At 74.4% G+C, this 17,097-nt stretch carries 17 protein-coding genes; 8 read left to right on the plus strand and 9 right to left on the minus strand.

Going from position 1 to position 17,097, the window contains the following annotated elements:
- Positions 1–447: 447 nt before the first annotated feature.
- Both EDD39_RS34905 and EDD39_RS34910 read left to right on the plus strand, forming a co-directional pair.
- Positions 448–987, plus strand: a complete 540-nt coding sequence (locus EDD39_RS34905; RefSeq protein ID WP_123563616.1) for an ArsR/SmtB family transcription factor — start codon at positions 448–450, stop codon at positions 985–987.
- On the plus strand, positions 984–2,279 hold the full coding sequence (locus tag EDD39_RS34910) for an MFS transporter (RefSeq protein WP_123563617.1): 1,296 nt from the start codon (positions 984–986) through the stop codon (positions 2,277–2,279). The genes EDD39_RS34905 and EDD39_RS34910 overlap by 4 nt, the downstream gene beginning before the upstream one ends.
- Before the next feature lie 223 nt (positions 2,280–2,502).
- Here the strand turns inward: EDD39_RS34910 and EDD39_RS40005 are convergent, their stop codons facing one another.
- The gene (locus EDD39_RS40005) at positions 2,503–3,015 is read right to left on the minus strand and encodes an aminotransferase class IV (RefSeq protein ID WP_162870314.1); all 513 of its coding nucleotides are present in this window, start codon (positions 3,013–3,015) and stop codon (positions 2,503–2,505) included.
- 9 nt (positions 3,016–3,024) lie between these two features.
- Here EDD39_RS40005 and EDD39_RS40010 point away from each other — a divergent pair, with 9 nt between their 5' ends.
- Both EDD39_RS40010 and EDD39_RS34920 read left to right on the plus strand, forming a co-directional pair.
- Entirely contained in the window at positions 3,025–3,441 is a 417-nt protein-coding gene (locus EDD39_RS40010) for a hypothetical protein (RefSeq protein ID WP_162870315.1), read from the plus strand.
- 165 nt (positions 3,442–3,606) lie between these two features.
- A complete protein-coding gene (locus EDD39_RS34920; RefSeq protein WP_123564046.1) occupies positions 3,607–4,071 on the plus strand; it encodes a DUF3885 domain-containing protein in 465 nt (154 codons plus the stop codon).
- Positions 4,072–4,235: 164 nt separating this feature from the next.
- Here EDD39_RS34920 and EDD39_RS34925 read toward each other — a convergent pair whose 3' ends face one another.
- The 5 genes from EDD39_RS34925 to EDD39_RS34945 form a co-directional block, all read right to left on the minus strand.
- Positions 4,236–4,862, minus strand: a complete 627-nt coding sequence (locus tag EDD39_RS34925; protein WP_123563619.1) for a maleylpyruvate isomerase N-terminal domain-containing protein — start codon at positions 4,860–4,862, stop codon at positions 4,236–4,238.
- A gap of 301 nt (positions 4,863–5,163) precedes the next feature.
- Positions 5,164–8,106 (minus strand): discoidin domain-containing protein, encoded by a 2,943-nt coding sequence (locus tag EDD39_RS34930; RefSeq protein ID WP_123563620.1) that lies wholly within the window; start codon positions 8,104–8,106, stop codon positions 5,164–5,166.
- Between the two features lie 189 nt (positions 8,107–8,295).
- On the minus strand, positions 8,296–9,231 hold the full coding sequence (locus EDD39_RS34935) for a phosphotransferase (protein ID WP_341869364.1): 936 nt from the start codon (positions 9,229–9,231) through the stop codon (positions 8,296–8,298).
- Positions 9,232–9,388: 157 nt separating this feature from the next.
- Positions 9,389–10,180 carry a hypothetical protein gene (locus tag EDD39_RS34940; protein WP_123563621.1) on the minus strand — a complete coding sequence of 264 codons (792 nt, stop codon included), beginning with the start codon at positions 10,178–10,180 and terminating at the stop codon, positions 9,389–9,391.
- A gap of 61 nt (positions 10,181–10,241) precedes the next feature.
- The gene (locus EDD39_RS34945) at positions 10,242–11,225 is read right to left on the minus strand and encodes an ArsR/SmtB family transcription factor (RefSeq protein ID WP_123563622.1); all 984 of its coding nucleotides are present in this window, start codon (positions 11,223–11,225) and stop codon (positions 10,242–10,244) included.
- Positions 11,226–11,372: 147 nt separating this feature from the next.
- Between EDD39_RS34945 and EDD39_RS34950 the strand changes: the two genes are divergently transcribed.
- Positions 11,373–12,638 (plus strand): MFS transporter, encoded by a 1,266-nt coding sequence (locus EDD39_RS34950; protein ID WP_123563623.1) that lies wholly within the window; start codon positions 11,373–11,375, stop codon positions 12,636–12,638.
- Between the two features lie 4 nt (positions 12,639–12,642).
- Here EDD39_RS34950 and EDD39_RS34955 read toward each other — a convergent pair whose 3' ends face one another.
- Together EDD39_RS34955 and EDD39_RS34960 are read right to left on the minus strand one after the other, a co-directional pair.
- The gene (locus EDD39_RS34955) at positions 12,643–13,062 is read right to left on the minus strand and encodes an Imm7 family immunity protein (protein WP_123563624.1); all 420 of its coding nucleotides are present in this window, start codon (positions 13,060–13,062) and stop codon (positions 12,643–12,645) included.
- A gap of 32 nt (positions 13,063–13,094) precedes the next feature.
- Positions 13,095–14,105 (minus strand): zinc-binding dehydrogenase, encoded by a 1,011-nt coding sequence (locus tag EDD39_RS34960; protein ID WP_123563625.1) that lies wholly within the window; start codon positions 14,103–14,105, stop codon positions 13,095–13,097.
- A gap of 218 nt (positions 14,106–14,323) precedes the next feature.
- Here EDD39_RS34960 and EDD39_RS34965 point away from each other — a divergent pair, with 218 nt between their 5' ends.
- Both EDD39_RS34965 and cpt read left to right on the plus strand, forming a co-directional pair.
- Positions 14,324–14,860 (plus strand): TetR-like C-terminal domain-containing protein, encoded by a 537-nt coding sequence (locus tag EDD39_RS34965; protein ID WP_123564048.1) that lies wholly within the window; start codon positions 14,324–14,326, stop codon positions 14,858–14,860.
- A 25-nt stretch (positions 14,861–14,885) separates the two neighbouring features.
- Positions 14,886–15,479, plus strand: a complete 594-nt coding sequence (cpt, locus tag EDD39_RS34970) for a chloramphenicol phosphotransferase CPT (RefSeq protein ID WP_208765740.1) — start codon at positions 14,886–14,888, stop codon at positions 15,477–15,479.
- Between the two features lie 7 nt (positions 15,480–15,486).
- On the opposite strand, the gene EDD39_RS34975 is transcribed toward cpt, so the two are convergent.
- A complete protein-coding gene (locus tag EDD39_RS34975) occupies positions 15,487–16,323 on the minus strand; it encodes an aminoglycoside phosphotransferase family protein (RefSeq protein WP_123563626.1) in 837 nt (278 codons plus the stop codon).
- Between the two features lie 92 nt (positions 16,324–16,415).
- Here EDD39_RS34975 and EDD39_RS34980 point away from each other — a divergent pair, with 92 nt between their 5' ends.
- Complete coding sequence (locus EDD39_RS34980; RefSeq protein WP_123563627.1) at positions 16,416–17,090, plus strand: hypothetical protein; 675 nt, start codon at positions 16,416–16,418, stop codon at positions 17,088–17,090.
- Positions 17,091–17,097 lie beyond the last annotated feature (7 nt).

Below are 17,097 nucleotides of genomic sequence, written 5' to 3' on the forward strand. Positions count from 1 at the left end.
GCTCCGGACGCCGGGGCGGCATGGGTCGAGAACCGCCCGCCCGCTCGCGGGGCGACAGCGATCCCGCCGGGCGCGGCGGTTGCGAGCAGCGGGAGCGCAAGACCTGGATCTCATCGGCTCTTGACGGTCCGATCGAGTGGGAAGGGGGATGTCCGTCGCGCCGTGAAGGCCGCCCGAATCGCATCGCATGCGCATCAACTGGCGGTACGGGTCCCCGTCGGTTCGGGGCTTGCGGGGCCGGCCTCCGCCCCGGCCTGCTCCAACCCGCCTGCGGCGTCACCCGCCTGCGGCATCGCCCGCCTGCGCGAGCCCCGCACCCCGCCCTGGAGCGGTCGGTTGGTGCGGGCGAGGTCGAGAAGGGGGCGCGGGAGTGAAGTCCTCGCGTGCCGGACAGCCGATTCGGAAATCCCTCTTGCCAAATGGTCAAGAAGTGTTGACCATTGGGGCATGCCTACCGATGACCTTCCCGAGACGTTCCACGTCACCACCGACGAGCAGCTGCGCGCCGTTTCCAACCTCACGCGTCACCGGATCATGGCCGTCCTCCGCTTCGAGCCCGCGACGATCACGCAGATCGCCGAGCGGGTGGGCCTCGCCAAGGGGAGTTCCAGCTACCACGTACGGCTGCTCGAACGGGCCGGCCTGGTGAAGGTGGTGCGGACGCGGAAGGTCCGGGGGGTCACCGAGCGGTACTACGCCATGGCCGCGCGGTCGATCGAGCTGCCGGACCCGGGCGAGGGCGGGCCGGACATGCTGATGCGGCACGCGGTGGCGGACCTGGAGGCGTCGCCGGCAAGCGGCGAGCGGCACGTGCGGATGGCGCACCTGCGGCTCACCGAGGAGCAGTTCGCGGAGCTGGGGGCGCGACTGGAGGCACTGGCGGACGAGTACCGGGAGCTGTCCGATCCGTCGCTGCCGGACGCGTCACTCGTCTTCGCGCTCTTCCACCCGGCACGGGGCACGCGGGCCGTAGGTGATGCCAGGTGACTTCGGACGTTCGAAAGCTGCCGACCGGGTTCGGACGGCTGTGGACCGCGCAGACGGTGTCCTCGCTCGGTGACGGGGTGTCGCACGCCGCGCTGCCGCTGCTCGCCCTGACGTCGACGCGGAATCCGATGGCCCTCGCCGTCGTCACGGCCGCCGGAACGCTGCCGTGGCTGCTCTTCGGGGTGCTCGGCGGTGCGCTCGTGGACCGCTGGGACCGCCGGCGCACGATGTGGGTCACGGACGCGGCGCGTGCGGTGCTGCTCGCGATACCGGCGGCAGCGGCAGCGCTCGACGTACTGGGCATTCCGCTGCTCGCGGCCGTCGCCTTCCTGCTCGGCCTCGGCGGACTCTTCTTCGACACGGCCGCCACGGCCTATCTGCCGGACCTGCTCGGCCGCGACACCGCGCTCCTGGAGCGCGCCAACTCCCGCCTGCGCGGTACCCAGACCGCCGCGTCCGGCTTCGCGGGGCCGCCTGCGGGCAGTGCGCTGCTCGCGCTCGGGCGGGCGCTTCCGCTGCTCGCCGACGCCGTGTCGTTCGCGCTCTCCGCGGCGCTCGTACGGTCGCTGCCCGCCGCACCCCGGCCCGTACCCCAGGCCCGTGAGTCGCTGCTGCGGCAGGCGCGGGCCGGCGCCTCGTACGTCTTCCGGGACCGGCTGCTGCTGGGGCTCGCGCTGCGTCCGGCAGTCGGGAACATCGCCTTCCTCGCCGTGGAGACCGTACTCGCCCTCTTCGCGCACGACCGCCTCGGCATCGGCACCTTCGGCTTCGGCCTGCTCCTCACGGCGGAGGCCACCGGCGGTCTGCTCGGCGCGGGCACCGCCTCCTTCCTCGGCCGACGGCTCGGTACCGGCACCGCACTGACCTGCACGGCCGCGGTCGAGGGACTCGCCATCCTGGGCCTCGCCGCCGCCCCGAACCCGTACGTCGCCGGCCTCGCGCTCGCCGTCTGCGGCGCGGGCATGGGCGCCACGATGGTGCTCGGCCCCTCCCTCCGGCAGGCGATCGTCCCCGCCCACCTGATGGGCCGGGTCGCCTCCACCTCCCGCATGCTCGCCATGTGCGCCGCCCCGTTCGGCGCCTTCCTCGGCGGCTGGCTGGCCACCACCTACGACGTGCGCACCCCGCTCTACACGGCCGCCGGCCTGCTCCTCACCATGACCGCCGTCACGTCGACCATGACGAGCAACCGCCGGGTCGAGGCGGCCCTGCGCGCCGCCGCCCGGACCGATGATCCGGATCACCAGGATCACCCGGAGTCCCGGGTCCCCGTCCGGGAGGGTGCTGTGTAGGCCACCGGCGCTTCCCCGGCCACCCGCCCTTGCCCGTGCCGGTCACCGCGGCCCGCGGCCCGCGGCCCGCAGTATCCAGCGCATCTCCGGCACGTCCGCGGACAGGTCCGCCGCCCGCCCCGTCCTCCTGTTCGGCCGGAACCCGGGCGGCGTGAGCGCCCCGGGTCCGACCGCGACTTCCCGGCCGAGCGGCCCTGGGCGGCCCCGGGCGGCAGCGTGATCGTCAGACGGAGTCCCAGGGGACCTCGGCCCAGGCCGCGGCGAGGACCTCGGTCAGTCCGGTGTCGCCGCCGGGGAAGAGAACCCGGTCGATGGCAGCCAGGGGCTGGTTGGGGCAGTGGGAGTTGGTCGCTGCGGCGGCCCGCAGGGCGGGAAGGTCGCCGGTCGTCAGCCGGCGGGTCGACCACGGCACGCCGACGCGGGTCAAGGCGGCCTGCAGCAGTTGCATGGTGATGCCGGGCAGCACCGGAGCGTCGGGCCACAGGACCTGCTCCCCGTCCCAGAACGCCGCGTTCCACACCGAGCCCTCGCGCACGAATCCGTCCCGGCCGACGAACAGGACGTCATCGAAGCCCGACTTCCGGGCCTGGAGCGTCTGGTAGGTGAGCCCCAGGGTCGCAGCGTGCTTGAGGTGCGGCAGCTCGCGCTCGTACGTCACCGTGCGGACCCGCAGGGCCGGCCACGGAGCGGGACGGGATGCGCGACCCGAATGAGCGTCCGGTCCCGGGGGTGCCATGGTTGCCGAATGGTGCGTGTAGGCGAGTTCTTCCTTGCCGGGGACGACGAGTCCGCCCGTCGGGTGGGCCCCCGCCACAGTCACGACTTCCCGGCCGTGCCGTGCGACGGCATCTACCCGGACGACGCGGTTCTGGCATGGGGAGCCCAACTGACGAGCGCCGAGAGCGCACTTCGAGACGTGGTGCCCATGGCCAACGACGGATTCGCTGTCTTCGCCCTCCCGGAGCCGGTGTGCGCGGCTCTGGCTGCTGCGGGAAGGGACCGACTCCGCTCCACGGCTCTTGCCTGGGCCGAGGCCGCCTTCGAACCGGGCGATGAGATCTCGCTGGACGACGCAGTGAACCTCCTCGAACGGGTGTCGGCCCTGGCCGGCCGCCGCGTGGAGAAACACCTCAACCTGTACTGCTGGTACTTCGCGCCTTGACCCCGCCGCGGGCATCATGGTCGCCGACGACGAGACAGGGCGAGAGGGCGGGTGCTGCGGGTGTCCGGGATCGAGCCGGCCGAGCTGACGGAACTGTGGCAGCGTCGGTGGGCCGACTGTCCTCCCGTGGCCCACCGGCTCCGGGGCCCGTACCGGGACGTGTGGGTGCGTTTCCACAGCCTTCCCGGGTCCAAGCGGTACGCGGAGGGGGAGGAGGAGTACGCCGTCGTCCTGGACCGCTACAACACCGTCCTCGACGAACTGTTCGCCGGTGCGGACGTGTACGTGGTCACTCCCGAGTGGACGTCCGCCCCCGACGTCCCCTCGCACCGGCGGGTCGCCGACCACTGGCGGAGCCTGCTGGTGGCGGACGACCCCGACCCGGATTTCCGCACGTACTGCCACCTCTTCGCCGTCCGACGGCCGTGGCGGCGCGGCTGCATCGACGACCTGCTCCGGGACGTCGCCGACGACCGGACGGCAGGGGTCCTGATCACCGACACCCGGATGCTGCGCATCCACCACCCGTACGACGGGGGCGCCGACGTCTTCCTCGGTTCGCCCGAGGAGCGGGACGGGATGCGCGATCGGCACGCCGGCTGGCTCTCCGGCCACCCGGCCGGTCTCTGAGCGGCCCGGGGCCGGGTGGCCGGTGGGGGTGGAGGGGCCGGGTGGTCAGCCGAGGCGGGTCCAGGAGAGCAGGTGGTCGAGGAGGGCGGGGTCGCCGGTGGTGAGGAGGCCGGTGGGCGGGCGGCGGCGGTGCAGGGTGAGGAGCAGGTCGCTGGCGGGGCCGGTCAGTTCGAGGGTGGTGGGGGCTGTGCGGGGGTGGTGGGTTCGGCCGGGGCGAGGTCGTACGACCGGGCGGGGCCCTCGGTGGTGTGCAGCCGGACGGTGACGGGGGCGTGCGGCCACGGGGCGGACAGGGGCCAGTAGAGGTCGGGGAACTCGTCGAGGCCGTCCAGCGCGGCGCGCTCCGGGAGGGGGAGCGGTGCGCCGGCGGCGAGTTGGGCGTCGTGGGCGTGGACGGCGGCCTCCTGCACCTGGTGGCGGGCGATCGTCCCGCTGGTGCTGGGGGTGTCGCCGTCCCGCCACCACGTCCAGCAGGGGCGGTCGGGCCCGGCCTCCCGGAGGGCCGCCAGCAGGGCGGCGGTCGCGGCCTCGGAGTTCGCGAGCGCCCGGTCGAGGGGGAGCCCGGTCTCCGGCTCGGGGCGGGCGGGGACGAAGTCGGGGCCCGCGGCGACGGCCGACGCCCAGAAGAGGTGTACGGCGGTGAGGTGGTCGACCAGGTCCGACAGCGTCCAGTCGGGGCAGCTGGGGACGCGGACCGCCAGGTCCGGCGCGTCGGCAACGGTCTTGCGCAGTGCGGCGGAGCGCTCGTCGACGAGGTCCAGCAGTTCCGGGAATCCGAGTGAAGTGGTCATCCTGACTGCCTATCACGAGCCGCTGACAGCAGCCGTGTTGGCACAACGGCTCGATCCCGCCCGGTCGCGGTGACCGGACGGGATCGAGGGTGCGGCACTGCCCGGGGCCGGAGGAGGCTCCCCGCCCGTCAGAACCCCGGGCGGTACCGGTTCGGGGGCGGGCCCTCGTCGGGGGACGGGGGCCCGCCGGTCGGCGGACGTTCGTCAGTGGACGGATGTCCGCACACAGGTGTTCGTCAAAGCATGGACGTCAATCAGTTGATGATCATCGCCCGATGTCCATCAGTACCTTGATGATCCGTCAGGCCCCGAAGACCTGGAGCTCGGAGAGCTGCGCGGCGGGCCAGCCGGTGTTGCCGGTGACGTTGAGGCGCAGGTACCGGGTCGGGGTGGCGGGGAGGTTGATGGTGGCGGTGTTGCCGGTGGCCGGGTCGAAGGTGTAGCCGGCCGAACCGACCAGGGTGGTGAAGGTGGTGCCGTCGGTGGAGCCCTGGACGGTGAGGGTCTGGGTCCGGGTGGCCCAGGCGGTGGCCGGGGGCAGCTTCAGGACGGCCTTGGAGAGGCTGCGGGAGCAGCCCAGGTCGACCTGGATCCACTGCGGGAAGGCGTTGTTGGTGCTCTCCCAGTAGCTGTTGGCGTCACCGTCGACCGCGTTGCCGGGGCCGTAGGTCTGGCTGGTGCCGGAGGCCGTGGCCGGGCGGCCCTGGGCCAGGTTGCCGGTGCCGGCCGGGCAGGTCGGGCCCGAGGAGGACGAGGGCGACGAGGACGGGGACGGCGAGGAGGACGGGGACGGGGAGGAGCTGCCGTTGCCGCCGCCGAAGACCTGGAACTCGGAGAGCTGCGCGGCGGGCCAGCCGGTGTTGCCGGTGACGTTGAGGCGCAGGTAGCGGGTCGGGGTGGCGGGGAGGTTGATGGTGGCGGTGTTGCCGGTGGCCGGGTCGAAGGTGTAGCCGGCCGAACCGACCAGGGTGGTGAAGGTGGTGCCGTCGGTGGAGCCCTGGACGGTGAGGGTCTGGGTCCGGGTGGCCCAGGCGGTGGCCGGGGGCAGCTTCAGGACGGCCTTGGTCAGGCTCAGTGAGCAGCCCAGGTCGACCTGGATCCACTGCGGGAAGGCGTTGTTGGTGCTCTCCCAGTAGCTGTTGGCGTCACCGTCGACCGCGTTGCCGGGGCCGTAGGTCTGGCTGGTGCCGGAGGCCGTGGCCGGGCGGCCCTGGGCCAGGTTGCCGGTGCCGCTCGGGCAGGTCGGGCCGGTGGAGGTGGACGGCGACGGGGACGGCGAGGACGGGTTCGAGGTGGACGGGGACGGGGACGGCGAGGAGGTGCCGCCGTTGCCGCCGCCGACCGGCACGCCGTTGTACGTCCAGACCGGCGCGGGCCACTGGCCGGTGCAGGTGGAGCCGTTCAGGCCGGAGTTGCCGCCGCCGTCGGTGATCTGGAAGCCGGTGCCCACGCAGTTGTGGATCGGGGTGGCGGCCTGCGCGATGTTCTTGGCGGTGACGTTGGTGAACTTTATCTGGGCGTTGGCCTGTGCCTGGATCGCGTAGGTGCCCGCGCCGTCGATGTTCACGTTGGTCAGGTTGACGCCGGTGACGCCGCCCTCGATGGTCTGGATCGCCTCGTAGGAGCTGTCCAGGATGTCGGTGTCGGTGACGTTGATGGTCGCGCCGGTGATCGGCTCGTTCAGGCCGTCGAACCAGATCGCGCCGACCCCGAACTGCCAGTTGTAGTCGCTGTTGCCGGTGCGGATCAGGGTGTTGCGGGCCGCCGTGATGGTGCCGGAGACGGCGGTGCCGTTGCCGGAGGTGACGCCCGGGTAGCGGTTGGCGATGTGCAGGCCGCCGCCGTTGGTGATGGTGTCGGCCATCACGTTGTCCGAGATGGTGAAGTCCTTGCCGCCGTACGTGACGATGTTGTTGGCGAGGATCGGCAGGATCACCGTGTTGTGGGTGAAGCTGTCGTTGGTGTTCGCCAGCCGCTCCGGCCAGGAGGCCAGGCCGTCGTCACCGGTGTTGCGCAGGAAGGTGTTGGTGACCGTCGAATTGGTCACGCCGGTGTGGAAGTTGACGCCGTCCGCGGTCTGGTCGAGGATCCGGCTGTTCTTGATGGTGAAGTGGTCCATCGGACCGTCCATCCAGGCGCCGACCTTGGTGTGCTGGATCCACAGGTTGTCCACGGTGGAGTTGGACATCGCGCCGCCCAGGCCGTTGACCTGGTCGTCGTCGACCCGCTCGCGCACGTCGCCGATGATGGCGAAGTCCTTCAGCGTGACGTTCTGGCTCGGGCCGCCCGCCTCCTGCGGCCGGACGCCGCCGCCGTAGCCGCCGCCCGCCACGTACTTGCCGTAGATGCCGGCCGCCCGGTTGCGGTTGATCGGGTCGCGCCCGCCCAGCACGCTGTACCAGGGGCCCGCGCCGGCCAGCGTCACCTTGTCGACCACCACGTGGTCGTACAGCGTGAAGTTGCCCTGCGGGATGTAGACCGTCCGGCCCTGCGCCGCGCCCGCGTTGACCGCGGCCTGGAACTTGGCGGTGGAGTCGGTGGCGCCGGTGGGGTCGGCGCCGAAGTCCGCGACCACGTCGATCGCGTTCGCGGGCTTGGGGATCGGCGCGGCGACGTTCTCGAAGTCGGCCAGGTCGATGGTGAAGGTCGGCGACTGGGCGGTGGAGGACACCTGCAGCCGGATCTTCGTGCCCGCCGGATAGGTGGTGCCCAGCAGGGTGCGGGTCTCGTCGAAGAAGTGGTGCGGGTTGCTGTCGCCCGGGTTGTTGTTGAACGGGTAACCGCCGTAGTACCAGCTGTACTTGGAGGTCACGTCGACGCTCTTCAGCTTCTGCCCGTTGACCAGCAGGTCCATCGAGGCGTCGCGGCCCTTGCCGTCCGCGGAGTCCGGCAGGCTGTAGCGGAAGTCGATCGAGTTGGCGGGCGCGGTGAGGGTGAACTCGACGTACTGCCCGGTCGCGTTCAGCGTCACCGCCTGCCGCCCGGAGGCCTCCGAGACCAGGTGGCCGTACAGCCGGTCCGGCCCGACCACGGTGCCGTTGGTGGCCGCGTACTCGGCCTCCTGCTCGATGAACGGGACGCTCGCGCCGCGGCCCGGGACGGCCAGCGGGGAGAGCGCGGGAACGGCGGCGGCGTGCGCCGGGCCGGCGTTGACGAACGCCGCCGCCAGCAGCCCGGAGGCGCCCAGGGCGAGCGTGGCCAGGGACGCGACGGTCCGTCTGGCGCGCGTGGGGGGATTCAGCATGGATGACCGTGCTTCCTGCGGGGGAGGGCCCGGGTGGTGGCCGGGCGTGCCGAGCGTAGGGCGCACGACGGCAGGAAGTCCACGGGTGAACGCAAAAAAGATACAGATTGACGCAAGATCAGCTGTGGAGGATTGATGAAACCCGACTGTAAGGATTGATGAGACCCGACTGCGATGCCGGTGACGGGCTCAGGACCGGCCCGGGTCCCCCTCCTCCGGGTGCTGCTGAAGGGCGGTCAGCCGGGCCCGGCACTCGGCGGCGAAGGCCGGATCGCGCTCCCGGTAGTACGGCAGCCCGGCCGCCGCCACCGCCACCGCCCAGGCCCGGGCGCGCAGCCAGGTCTCCCGGGGAAGCGCGGCCGCCCGCCAGTACGCCCGGCGCGCGGTTGCCGGCAGGTCCCAGACCGGGGCGTGCTCGGCGTCCGGGAAGCCGACCGCCAGGCCGCCGAAGTCGATCACCGCGTGCAGCGCGCCGTCCCGGACCAGCAGGTTGCTGGGCTTCAGGTCGCCGTGCAGCCACACCGGCGGCCCGGACGGCGCGGGCAGCTCCACCCCCGCCCGCCACAGCCCGGCCAGCAGCGGCAGGTCGAGACCGTCCCCGCCGCTCGCCCGGAGCTCGGCCAGGCGCTGCCCCACCCACCCGTCGCAGAGCCCCAACTCCCGCCCCCGGTAACCGTCCAGGCCCGCCCGCTCACCCGCCGCCGGCAGCGGCGCGGCGTGCAGCGCCCGGACCGCCCCGGCCAGCGCGGTGCCGAGCGCGGCCCAGTCGGACACCGTCCCCGGCCCCGGCGGCGCGCCCTCGATCCACCGGTACACCGACCAGTCCAGCGGGAACGCCGCCCCCGGTACCCCCGCGTGCACCGGCTCCGGCACCCGCAGCGGCGCCAGCCGCGCGGCCATCCCGGGCAGCCAGTGCCGTTCCTTGCGCAGCGCCCCCGCGTGCTCCGCGGTGCGCGGCAGCCGCACCAGCAGCCCGTCGCCCAGCCGGAACATCCGGTTGTCGGTGCCCGCGCCCGCCGCCACCACCGGCAGCCCGGCCCACTCCGGCCGCTGCTCGCGCAGCAGCGCGCGCACCGTCGCCGCGTCGGCCGGGATCTCGCCCTCGTGCAGGATCAGCTCCGTCATGCGACGAGCATTCAGCCCCGCCCCGCCCCGGGCCAACGGATTTCCCGCAGCGGGCCGGACGGGGCAGACGGGCCGAACGGGCCGGACGGGGCAGGCGGGCCGAACGGGCCGGGCGGGGCAGGCGGGCCGGGCGGGGCAGGCGCCGCGGACGCGGAGCTCAGCGCTGCGGGCCGGCCACCTGCTCGCTCAGCCGGACGACGTTCACCTCGAGCTGGCCGTACCCGTCCTCCCAGCCCATCACCCCCGCGCAGCCGTCCCCGTCCAGGCGGTGCCCGGTGCTCCCGCAGTCGACCGGCATCAGGCCGCTCTCGCCCTCGGTGCAGAAGAAGCCCAGGTGGTGCCGGAGCTCCGGGTGCGCCACCCCGGCCAGCCCCTCCCGCCAGGACTCCTCGACCTCCTCCTCCGGCTCGAACTCGAACTCCAGCAGCTCCGCCGGGCCCCGCCCGGTCTGCAGCGCCGCGACCAGCGCCCCGAACAGGGTGCCGTCCGACACCAGCCGGGCGAAGTACACCGACCAGGCGCCCCGGCAGGCCGGGTCGGCCAGGTCGACCCCGTGCTCCTCGACCAGCGGGGCGAGGTCCGCGCCGCGGATCAGCGACGGGCGGAAGCAGGCCGCCCCGACCGCGGCCAGGAACGCCGGCGGCAGCGCGTCCCGCCCCGGCGCGCCCGCCGGGAAGTCGAACAGGGACCGGGCGGCGTCGAACCGCGGCAGCTCGCGCCCCGCGTCGTACACCCACAGCCCCGGCACGGACTCCTCCCCGCGCAGCGCGGCCGGACGCACCCAGGCCGGCTCCTGCCTGAAGCCGGTCTCGGCCAGCAGGTTGCCGTCGACCTCGGCCGCGTACACCGCCCCGGCGTCGAACGCATCGAGCGGCCGCCCGAGCAACACGGCGAAACCGTCGGCCAGTTGGCGGTCCCAGTCGGAGTCCGCCGCAGTGATGTCAGTCATGGCCGCACTGTAGCGACGCCCGCCCACACCCCGGGCGGCGGGCGCCGGGCCCGGGCACCGGTCAGGGGGCCGAGCCGATCAGGGCGTCGCCCATCGGGGTGCGGCGGTAGAGGACCGAACGGCCCGCGCGGGCGCGGGAGAGGAGGCCGGCGGCGCGCAGGACGGCGAGGTGGTCGGCGACCGCGCCGGGGGTCTGGTGCAGGCTGCGGGCGAGCTGGGTGGTGCTGGCGGGGGTGTCCAGGGCGGCCAGGACGCGGGCCCGGGAGCGGCCGAGCAGGGCGGCCAGCGCGTCGGGCGGGACGGCGGCGCCCGGCTCCCAGAGGGCGGAGATGCCGCGGGCCGGGTAGATCAGGGTGCACGGCCACGGCTCGTCGTGGTGCGCGGCGACGTTCGGCCAGACGAACACCGAGGGCACCAGCAGCAGCCCCGCGCCGCGCAGCGAGTAGGTGGTGGCGGCGTCGAACGGCAGGACCTCGATGCCGCCGTCCCGCCAGCGGACGTTCTCGTGCAGCCCGGCCAGCGCCGCCGCCCAGCCGCGCTGGCCCAACTCGCCCGCCCGGTGCACCACGTCGCGTTCGCACAGGGCGCGCAGCTGCGGCCAGTCCCGGGCCAGCAGCGCGTGCCAGGTCCGGTCGAGCGCCTCGGCGACCTGCCGGACCGCGTCCGGCGCGGCCAGCACGGCCCGGGCCGGGCCGTCGGTGTCGGGCCGGGCCGCCAGGCAGCGGGCGATCTCCGCCCGGGCCGGCTCCGGCGGGGCGGCCAGGACCGCCGCCAGGTCGTCCGCCCAGGTCTGGTCCATGCCGCGCGGCGGGATGGCGATGAAGTCCGCCCCGAACTTCTCGTTGTGCAGCGCCAGCGCGGCCCGCACCGCCGGATCCGCCCGCAGCCGCAGGAACGCCGGGCGCAGCCGCTCCCGCCACCCCGGCGGCAGCGACCGCTCCCCGCCCCGGTCCAACAGCCGCAGCAGGTTGGCCAGTTCGAACGCGGGCGAGAGCGCGAACCGGCTGCGCACCAGGTCCTCCGTGGCCACCTCGTACCTCAGCACCCGGCACTCCCTCCACGCTCCCGCCGACACACCGACACACCGACACACCGACACACCGACACACCGACGGCCGTCCGCCGCCCCACGACCTTACGTCCAGGGACGAATCTCTCGCCCGCGCCGCCCCCGGACGCCAGGCTCGCCGCCATGACGACCTACCGCGAGGTGCTGGGCGACCCGCGTTTCCGACTGCTGTTCACCACCCGCACCCTCGGCATCGTCGGGGACTCGCTGCGGATCACCACCCTGGCCGTGCTGATCTACGCGGGCACCGGCTCCGCCCTGCTGAGCGCCGTCGCCTTCGGCATCGGGTTCCTGCCGCAACTGCTCGGCTCGATGCTGCTCGGCTCGCTCACCGACAGCCTGCGCCCCCGGCTGCTGATCACCGCCGGGTACCTGCTGGACGCGACCGCCGCCGCCCTGCTCGCCCTGGTGCGGATGCCGGTCGCGGCCAGCCTGCTGCTGGTCGGCGCGGTCGCGGTGCTCACCCCCGTCTTCAACGGGGCGTCCGGCCGGCTGGTCGCCGAGACCCTGCAGGGCGACGCGTACGTGCTCGGCCGCTCGCTGACCAACGTCGCCTCCTCCGGCGCGCAACTGCTCGGCCTGGCCGGCGGCGGCGTGACGGTCGCCCTGCTCGGCCCGCCCGGCGCGCTGCTGGTCGCCGCCGGGCTGCACCTCGCCAACGCGCTGGCGATCCGGCTGCGGCTGCCCGACCTGCCGCCGCTGCGGCGCGCCACCGGCTCGGTGCTCCGGCAGAGCCTGCGCGGCAACGGCGACCTGCTGCGCCGCACCCCGGTCCGCCGCCTGCTGCTCGCCCAGTGGCTGCCGTCCGCGGCGGTGACCGGCGCCGAGTCGCTGGTCATCGCGTACGCCGGGTCACGGGGCTTCCCGACCGGCGGCTACGGCTTCCTGCTGGCCTGCCTGCCGGTCGGGATGCTGGTCGGGGACCTGCTGGTCGGCCGGTTCGCCGCCCCCGCCACCCGGGAGCGCCTGGTGGCACCGCTGGCCGCGCTGATGGGCCTGCCGCTGCTGGTCTTCGCGCTGCCCGTCCCGCTCCCGCTGTGCGCCGCCGCCCTGCTGGCCGCCGGTTTCGGCTTCGCCTACGCGCTCGGCCTCCAGCGCCCGTTCCTGGACGCGCTCCCCGCGGACGCCCAGGGCCAGGCGTTCACCCTGCTCGGCTCCGGCAACATGACCCTCCAGGGCATCGGCCCCGCCCTCTTCGGCACCGCCGCCACCCTCACCGGCACCGGCCCCGCCATGGCCGCCGCGGGCACCTCCGCCGCCCTGACCGCCCTGTGGATCGCCACCTGGCACCGCCCGACCCCGACCCCGGCCCCCGCGCTCGCGGAACCGGCGGAGACGGCGGGGACAACGGAGACGGCAGGGACAACGGAGGCGGCGGAGACGGCCTGAGCGGCTACTCCTCGGACGTGAGGGTGAGCGGGTCAGGGTCCTCCAGGACGGGGATGCAGGGCGACAGCAGCGGCTCCGGGTGCTCGGTCACCTGACCGCGCACCATCCGCAGCACCCGGACCCCGTTCCACCACTCGGGGTCCTCGTCGTCCCGCACGTGCAGCAGGCCGTACGACCCCGGGGCCCGCTCGCCGACCTCCGCGAAGAAACGGAGGATCTCCGGGTCGCGGTGGTTGGGGGCGCCCGCGAGGTGGACGAACGCCTCGCCGTTCATCCACCTCACATCGAGCAGGTAGGGGTTGTGGATCTCCTGGATGCGCCGCCCGATGTCCTCGACGGCCGCCATGGTGCGGGCCGGTTCGGAGTCGTCGTCCTCGGCGGCGGCGGTGATCAGGACCTTGATCCAGCCGTGGTACTCGAACACGGTCGTAGCCTAACAGCGCCCCTGACGGGCCCTCAGGGCTTGAGGATCAGCCGGATCGGGTTGCCCTGCTTGGTCTGCAGCCGCTCGACGGCCTCGGCGGCCCGCTCCAGCGGGAGGACCTCGCTGACGGAGCGGGAGAAGTCGAGCCGGCCGCCCGCGGCGAGGGAGATCAGCTGGGGGACGGCGCCCTCCTCGGAGCCGTAGTGGCCGAGGATCTGCTGCTGGAGGTAGGAGAAGCGGATGCTGTCGGTGACCGTCAGCGGCTGGTCGGTGAGGCCGACCAGCACCAGCCGGCCGTGCGCGCCGAGCACCTTCATGGCCTGCTCGCGGACGGCGGGGACGCCCGCGAAGTCGAACGCGGCGGCCAGGCCCGCGCCGCCGGTGGCCGCACCGATCCTGGCGGCGAGCTCGGGGTCGGCCGGGTCCAGGGCGAGGTCCGCGCCGAAGGCGAGGGCGCGCTCGCGGGCGGCGGGCGCCGGGTCGACGGCGACGATCGGGTTGGCGCCGATCGCCCGCAGCAGCTGGACGCCGTGCGCGCCCAGGCCGCCGACGCCCCAGACGCCGACCGGCTCGGCCGGCCGGACACCGCCGGTGGTGGTCACCGCGCCCCACGGGGTGGAGACCGCGTCCGGGATGATCGAGCCCTGCTCGAACGGGATCGAGTCGGGCAGGGCGAACAGCGTGTCGACCCGGGCCAGCGCGTACTCGGCCCAGCCGCCGTCGTAGTCCACGCCGCGGGTCCAGGTGATCCCGTCGCGCTTCTCGCCGGCCTGCAGCACCACCCGGTCGCCGACCTGCCAGCGGCCCGGCTCCGCGCCCAACTCGGCCACGGTGCCCGCGACTTCGTGCCCCAGCGTGACACTCTCGCCGGGCAGGTACAGCGGGGTGAGCGAACCCTCGATCAGGTGCACGTCGGACAGGCAGACGCCGGCCGCCTCGACCTTCACCAGCACCTGGCCGGGGCCGGGCACCGGACGCTCCACCTCCTCCACGCTCAGCGTGCGGGTGGGCAGGTGCAGGCGGACGGCGCGCATCGTAGCCATGGTCTCGTTCCTCTCCGGCCGGCGGCGAGCCGTCGGCGGCCTCGTTGCCGCTCGCGACACCCCGGCGTACCGCGGGCTATCGCAAGGTGACTTGCGTTGTCGAGGCTACGTCGCCGCCCGATGCAACGCAAGGAGTCTTGCGTTAGGCTCCCGGTGTGCCCCAGGACGAGACTCCCCAGCTCAAGGCCACCGCCCCGCTGCGCCGCCGCGGCGCCGCGATGCGCCGGGCCGTACTGGACGCCACCGTGCGGCTGCTCGCCGAGGGCGGCCTGGAGGCCGCCACCGTCGCCGCGGTCGCCGCCGCCGCCGGAGTGCACGAGACCTCGGTCTACCGGAACTGGGGGACGCGCGAGGAACTGCTGCGCGAAGCCCTCGCCGACTACACCGACCAGGCCATGCCGTTGCCCGACACCGGCAGCCTGCGCGAGGACCTGCGCCGACTCCTCACCGCCCTCGGCGCCTTCCTCGACACCCCCGAGGGCCCCGCCCTGCTGCACCTGAGCATCGCCCCCGCCACCGCCGAGACCCGCAGCGGCCGCGACGCCTACTGGGCCGACCGCCTCACCCGCGCCGAACAGCTCCTGCACCGCGCCGCCGCCCGCGGCGAGATCCGCCCCGACGCCGACCCCCGGGCCGCCGTCGAAGCCCTGATGAGCCCGCTGTTCGCCCGCCACCTGCTGCTCGGCGAACCCGTCACCCCCGCCTTCGTCACCGCCCTGGTCGACCTGGTGCTGGACGGCCTCACCCCGCGCTGAGCCCGGACGCCGCTACGGTGGGGCCATGGCGACGACCCGGGTGATCGTGCTCAACGGCGGTTCCAGCAGCGGGAAGAGCAGCCTCGCCCGCGCCCTCCAGGAGCAACTGCCGCGCCCCTGGCTGGCCTTCAGCATCGACGACCTGGTCGACGCCCTGCCCCCGGCCCTGCGCGAGGCCACCCCCGAGCCTGTCCCCGGCGCCGGCACCGGCATCGACACCGGCACCGGCATCGGGTTCGCGCCGGACGGCACCGTCTCCGTCGGCGCGGGCTTCCGCGCCCTGGAGGCCGCCTGGATAGCGGGCATCGCGGCCACCGCCCGGGCCGGCGCGCCGGTGATCGTCGACGACGTGTTCCTCTCCGGCCCCGCCTCCCAGCAGCGCTGGCGCGAGGCCCTGCGCGGCCTGGACGTGCTCTGGGTCGCCGTCCACTGCGACCCCGCCGAGGCCGCCGCCCGCGAACGCGCCCGCGGCGACCGCACCACCGGCATGGCCGCCGACCAGGCCGCCCGGGTCCACCGCGGCGTCCACTACGACCTGGCCGTCGACACCACCCACACCCCGCCCGCCACCTGCGCCCGCACCATCGCCGCCCACCTGGCCGCCACGGCCGGGACCTGAGGGCCGCTCAGGCCGGCAGGGGGTTGGCGGTCAGGGCGCTCAGGGCCCGGCACCAGGCCAGCAGGCGGTCGGGGGAGAGACCGGGGACGAGGGCGGCCAGGGCGGCGATCCGCCGCTCCAGCCCGGCCAGGTCCGCGGCACCCTCCAGCACCCAGTCGACCGCGTCGAAGTCCGGGTCGCCCCAGCACGGCCGCGGGTCGATCGCCACCGGGCGGCCGTCCGGGCCGGCGAGCACGTTGGACGGGTGGAGGTCGCCGTGGACGAGTCCGACCGGTCCGCCGGAGGCGAGTTCCAGGGCGGCCGCCCGCTGCGCGGCCGGGACGGGCCTGCCGCGGCGTTCGGCGAGGTCGAGGAGGAAGGCGACCCGGTCGGCGAGCGGCCGCAGCACCGAGTCCGCCCCCGGCCGCAGCACCGGGTCCGCCCCCGGCCCGGCGGGGGTGCGCAAGTCCCTCAGCAGGGCGGCGACTTCCGGCAGGTTCCAGCCGAGTCGCCGCAGCGTCGTACCGGGCCGGACGTCCGCCAGCAGCAGGGCCCCGGCCGGGAGGTCCGCGGCGAGCAGCGCCACCACCGAGGGCACCGCCGCCCAGCGCCGCAGCGCCTCGGCCTCCTCGCGGGCGATCGGCGGCTCCGGGGTGAGCTTCAGCCACACCACCTCACCGCCGCGCACGCAGCGGAACACCCGCGAGGTGCCGCCGCCGCCCGCCGCAACCACCTCCAACCCCCACTGCCCCGCCAACTCCCGCACCAGGGAGGGCAGTTCGTCGCACCACCCCGCGACCCCGGCCCCGAACCGGACGGCGAACCGCTCCCGGACCTCAGACGGCACCCGCACCAGCTCTTCCATCGCGCCATCCTAGGGGCCCGCCCGCACTGTCGGCGGGTGCCGCTACCCTCCGGGGACACCGACCGACCTCCCACCGAACCGCCGAGGCCCCCGTGACCGTCCGTTTCGAAGCCGAGTGGTGCCACCACGAACTCGGCCCGTACCGGGACTGCGCCGCCACCTACGAGCGCTACCCGTTCGACACGCTGCCCCCGCTCGACCCGGCCGGGTTCACCGGCGCCTTCGACTGGCTCGGCGGGCTGAGCGGGGAGCCGGTGCCGGACACCGAGGCTGCCGAACTCGCCGAGCTGGAACGGGCGGTGGCCGGCCTCGGGCTGGCGCTCCCGGCGGACTTCCTGGCCTACCACCGGGACGGGCGGCTGCTCCGGTCGCTCGACGAGGTGGCCCCGGCCGGCAACTGGACGGACTTCTCGGCCCCGCTGCCCAGCCCGGTCGAACCCGGGGCGTACCTGGTCCGGTTCTTCCGCGACCAGCAGGACTGCGTGCTCTGGTACCTCTACCTGCGGCCCGGCGGGGAGAGCTTCGTGGTGCACTCCTGGCTCGACTACGAGGGCCAGTTCGAACTGGTCGCCGAGGGGGAGGAACCGGACGAGGACCTGGCGGACCCGGCGGCGATCCGCTGGTGCGCCGCCTCGTTCGAGGAGTTCGCCCACCGCTACTGGGTGGAGAGCCGGATCTTCCTGGACTTCGCGAACGGCGACGGCCCCACCGACCCCCGGCTGCTGGCGTACCTCGCGCACTACGCGGCGCAGCAGCCGGGGTCCTGAAGGGGAA

Origin of the sequence: Kitasatospora cineracea (assembly GCF_003751605.1) — a bacterium.
Lineage (GTDB): Bacteria > Actinomycetota > Actinomycetes > Streptomycetales > Streptomycetaceae > Kitasatospora > Kitasatospora cineracea.

Bases quoted from the DNA above. Each gene is read 5' to 3' on its own strand.
- EDD39_RS34905 (WP_123563616.1), top strand. From the start codon at position 448: ATGCCTACCGATGACCTTCCCGAGACGTTCCACGTCACCACCGACGAG.
- EDD39_RS34975 (WP_123563626.1), bottom strand. From the start codon at position 16,323: ATGGAAGAGCTGGTGCGGGTGCCGTCTGAGGTCCGGGAGCGGTTCGCC.
- EDD39_RS34925 (WP_123563619.1), bottom strand. From the start codon at position 4,862: ATGACCACTTCACTCGGATTCCCGGAACTGCTGGACCTCGTCGACGAG.
- EDD39_RS34940 (WP_123563621.1), bottom strand. From the start codon at position 10,180: ATGACTGACATCACTGCGGCGGACTCCGACTGGGACCGCCAACTGGCC.
- EDD39_RS34930 (WP_123563620.1), bottom strand. From the start codon at position 8,106: ATGCTGAATCCCCCCACGCGCGCCAGACGGACCGTCGCGTCCCTGGCC.
- EDD39_RS34960 (WP_123563625.1), bottom strand. From the start codon at position 14,105: ATGGCTACGATGCGCGCCGTCCGCCTGCACCTGCCCACCCGCACGCTG.
- EDD39_RS34950 (WP_123563623.1), top strand. From the start codon at position 11,373: ATGACGACCTACCGCGAGGTGCTGGGCGACCCGCGTTTCCGACTGCTG.
- cpt (WP_208765740.1), top strand. From the start codon at position 14,886: ATGGCGACGACCCGGGTGATCGTGCTCAACGGCGGTTCCAGCAGCGGG.
- EDD39_RS40010 (WP_162870315.1), top strand. From the start codon at position 3,025: ATGGTGCGTGTAGGCGAGTTCTTCCTTGCCGGGGACGACGAGTCCGCC.
- EDD39_RS34965 (WP_123564048.1), top strand. From the start codon at position 14,324: ATGCGCCGGGCCGTACTGGACGCCACCGTGCGGCTGCTCGCCGAGGGC.
- EDD39_RS40005 (WP_162870314.1), bottom strand. From the start codon at position 3,015: ATGGCACCCCCGGGACCGGACGCTCATTCGGGTCGCGCATCCCGTCCC.
- EDD39_RS34935 (WP_341869364.1), bottom strand. From the start codon at position 9,231: ATGACGGAGCTGATCCTGCACGAGGGCGAGATCCCGGCCGACGCGGCG.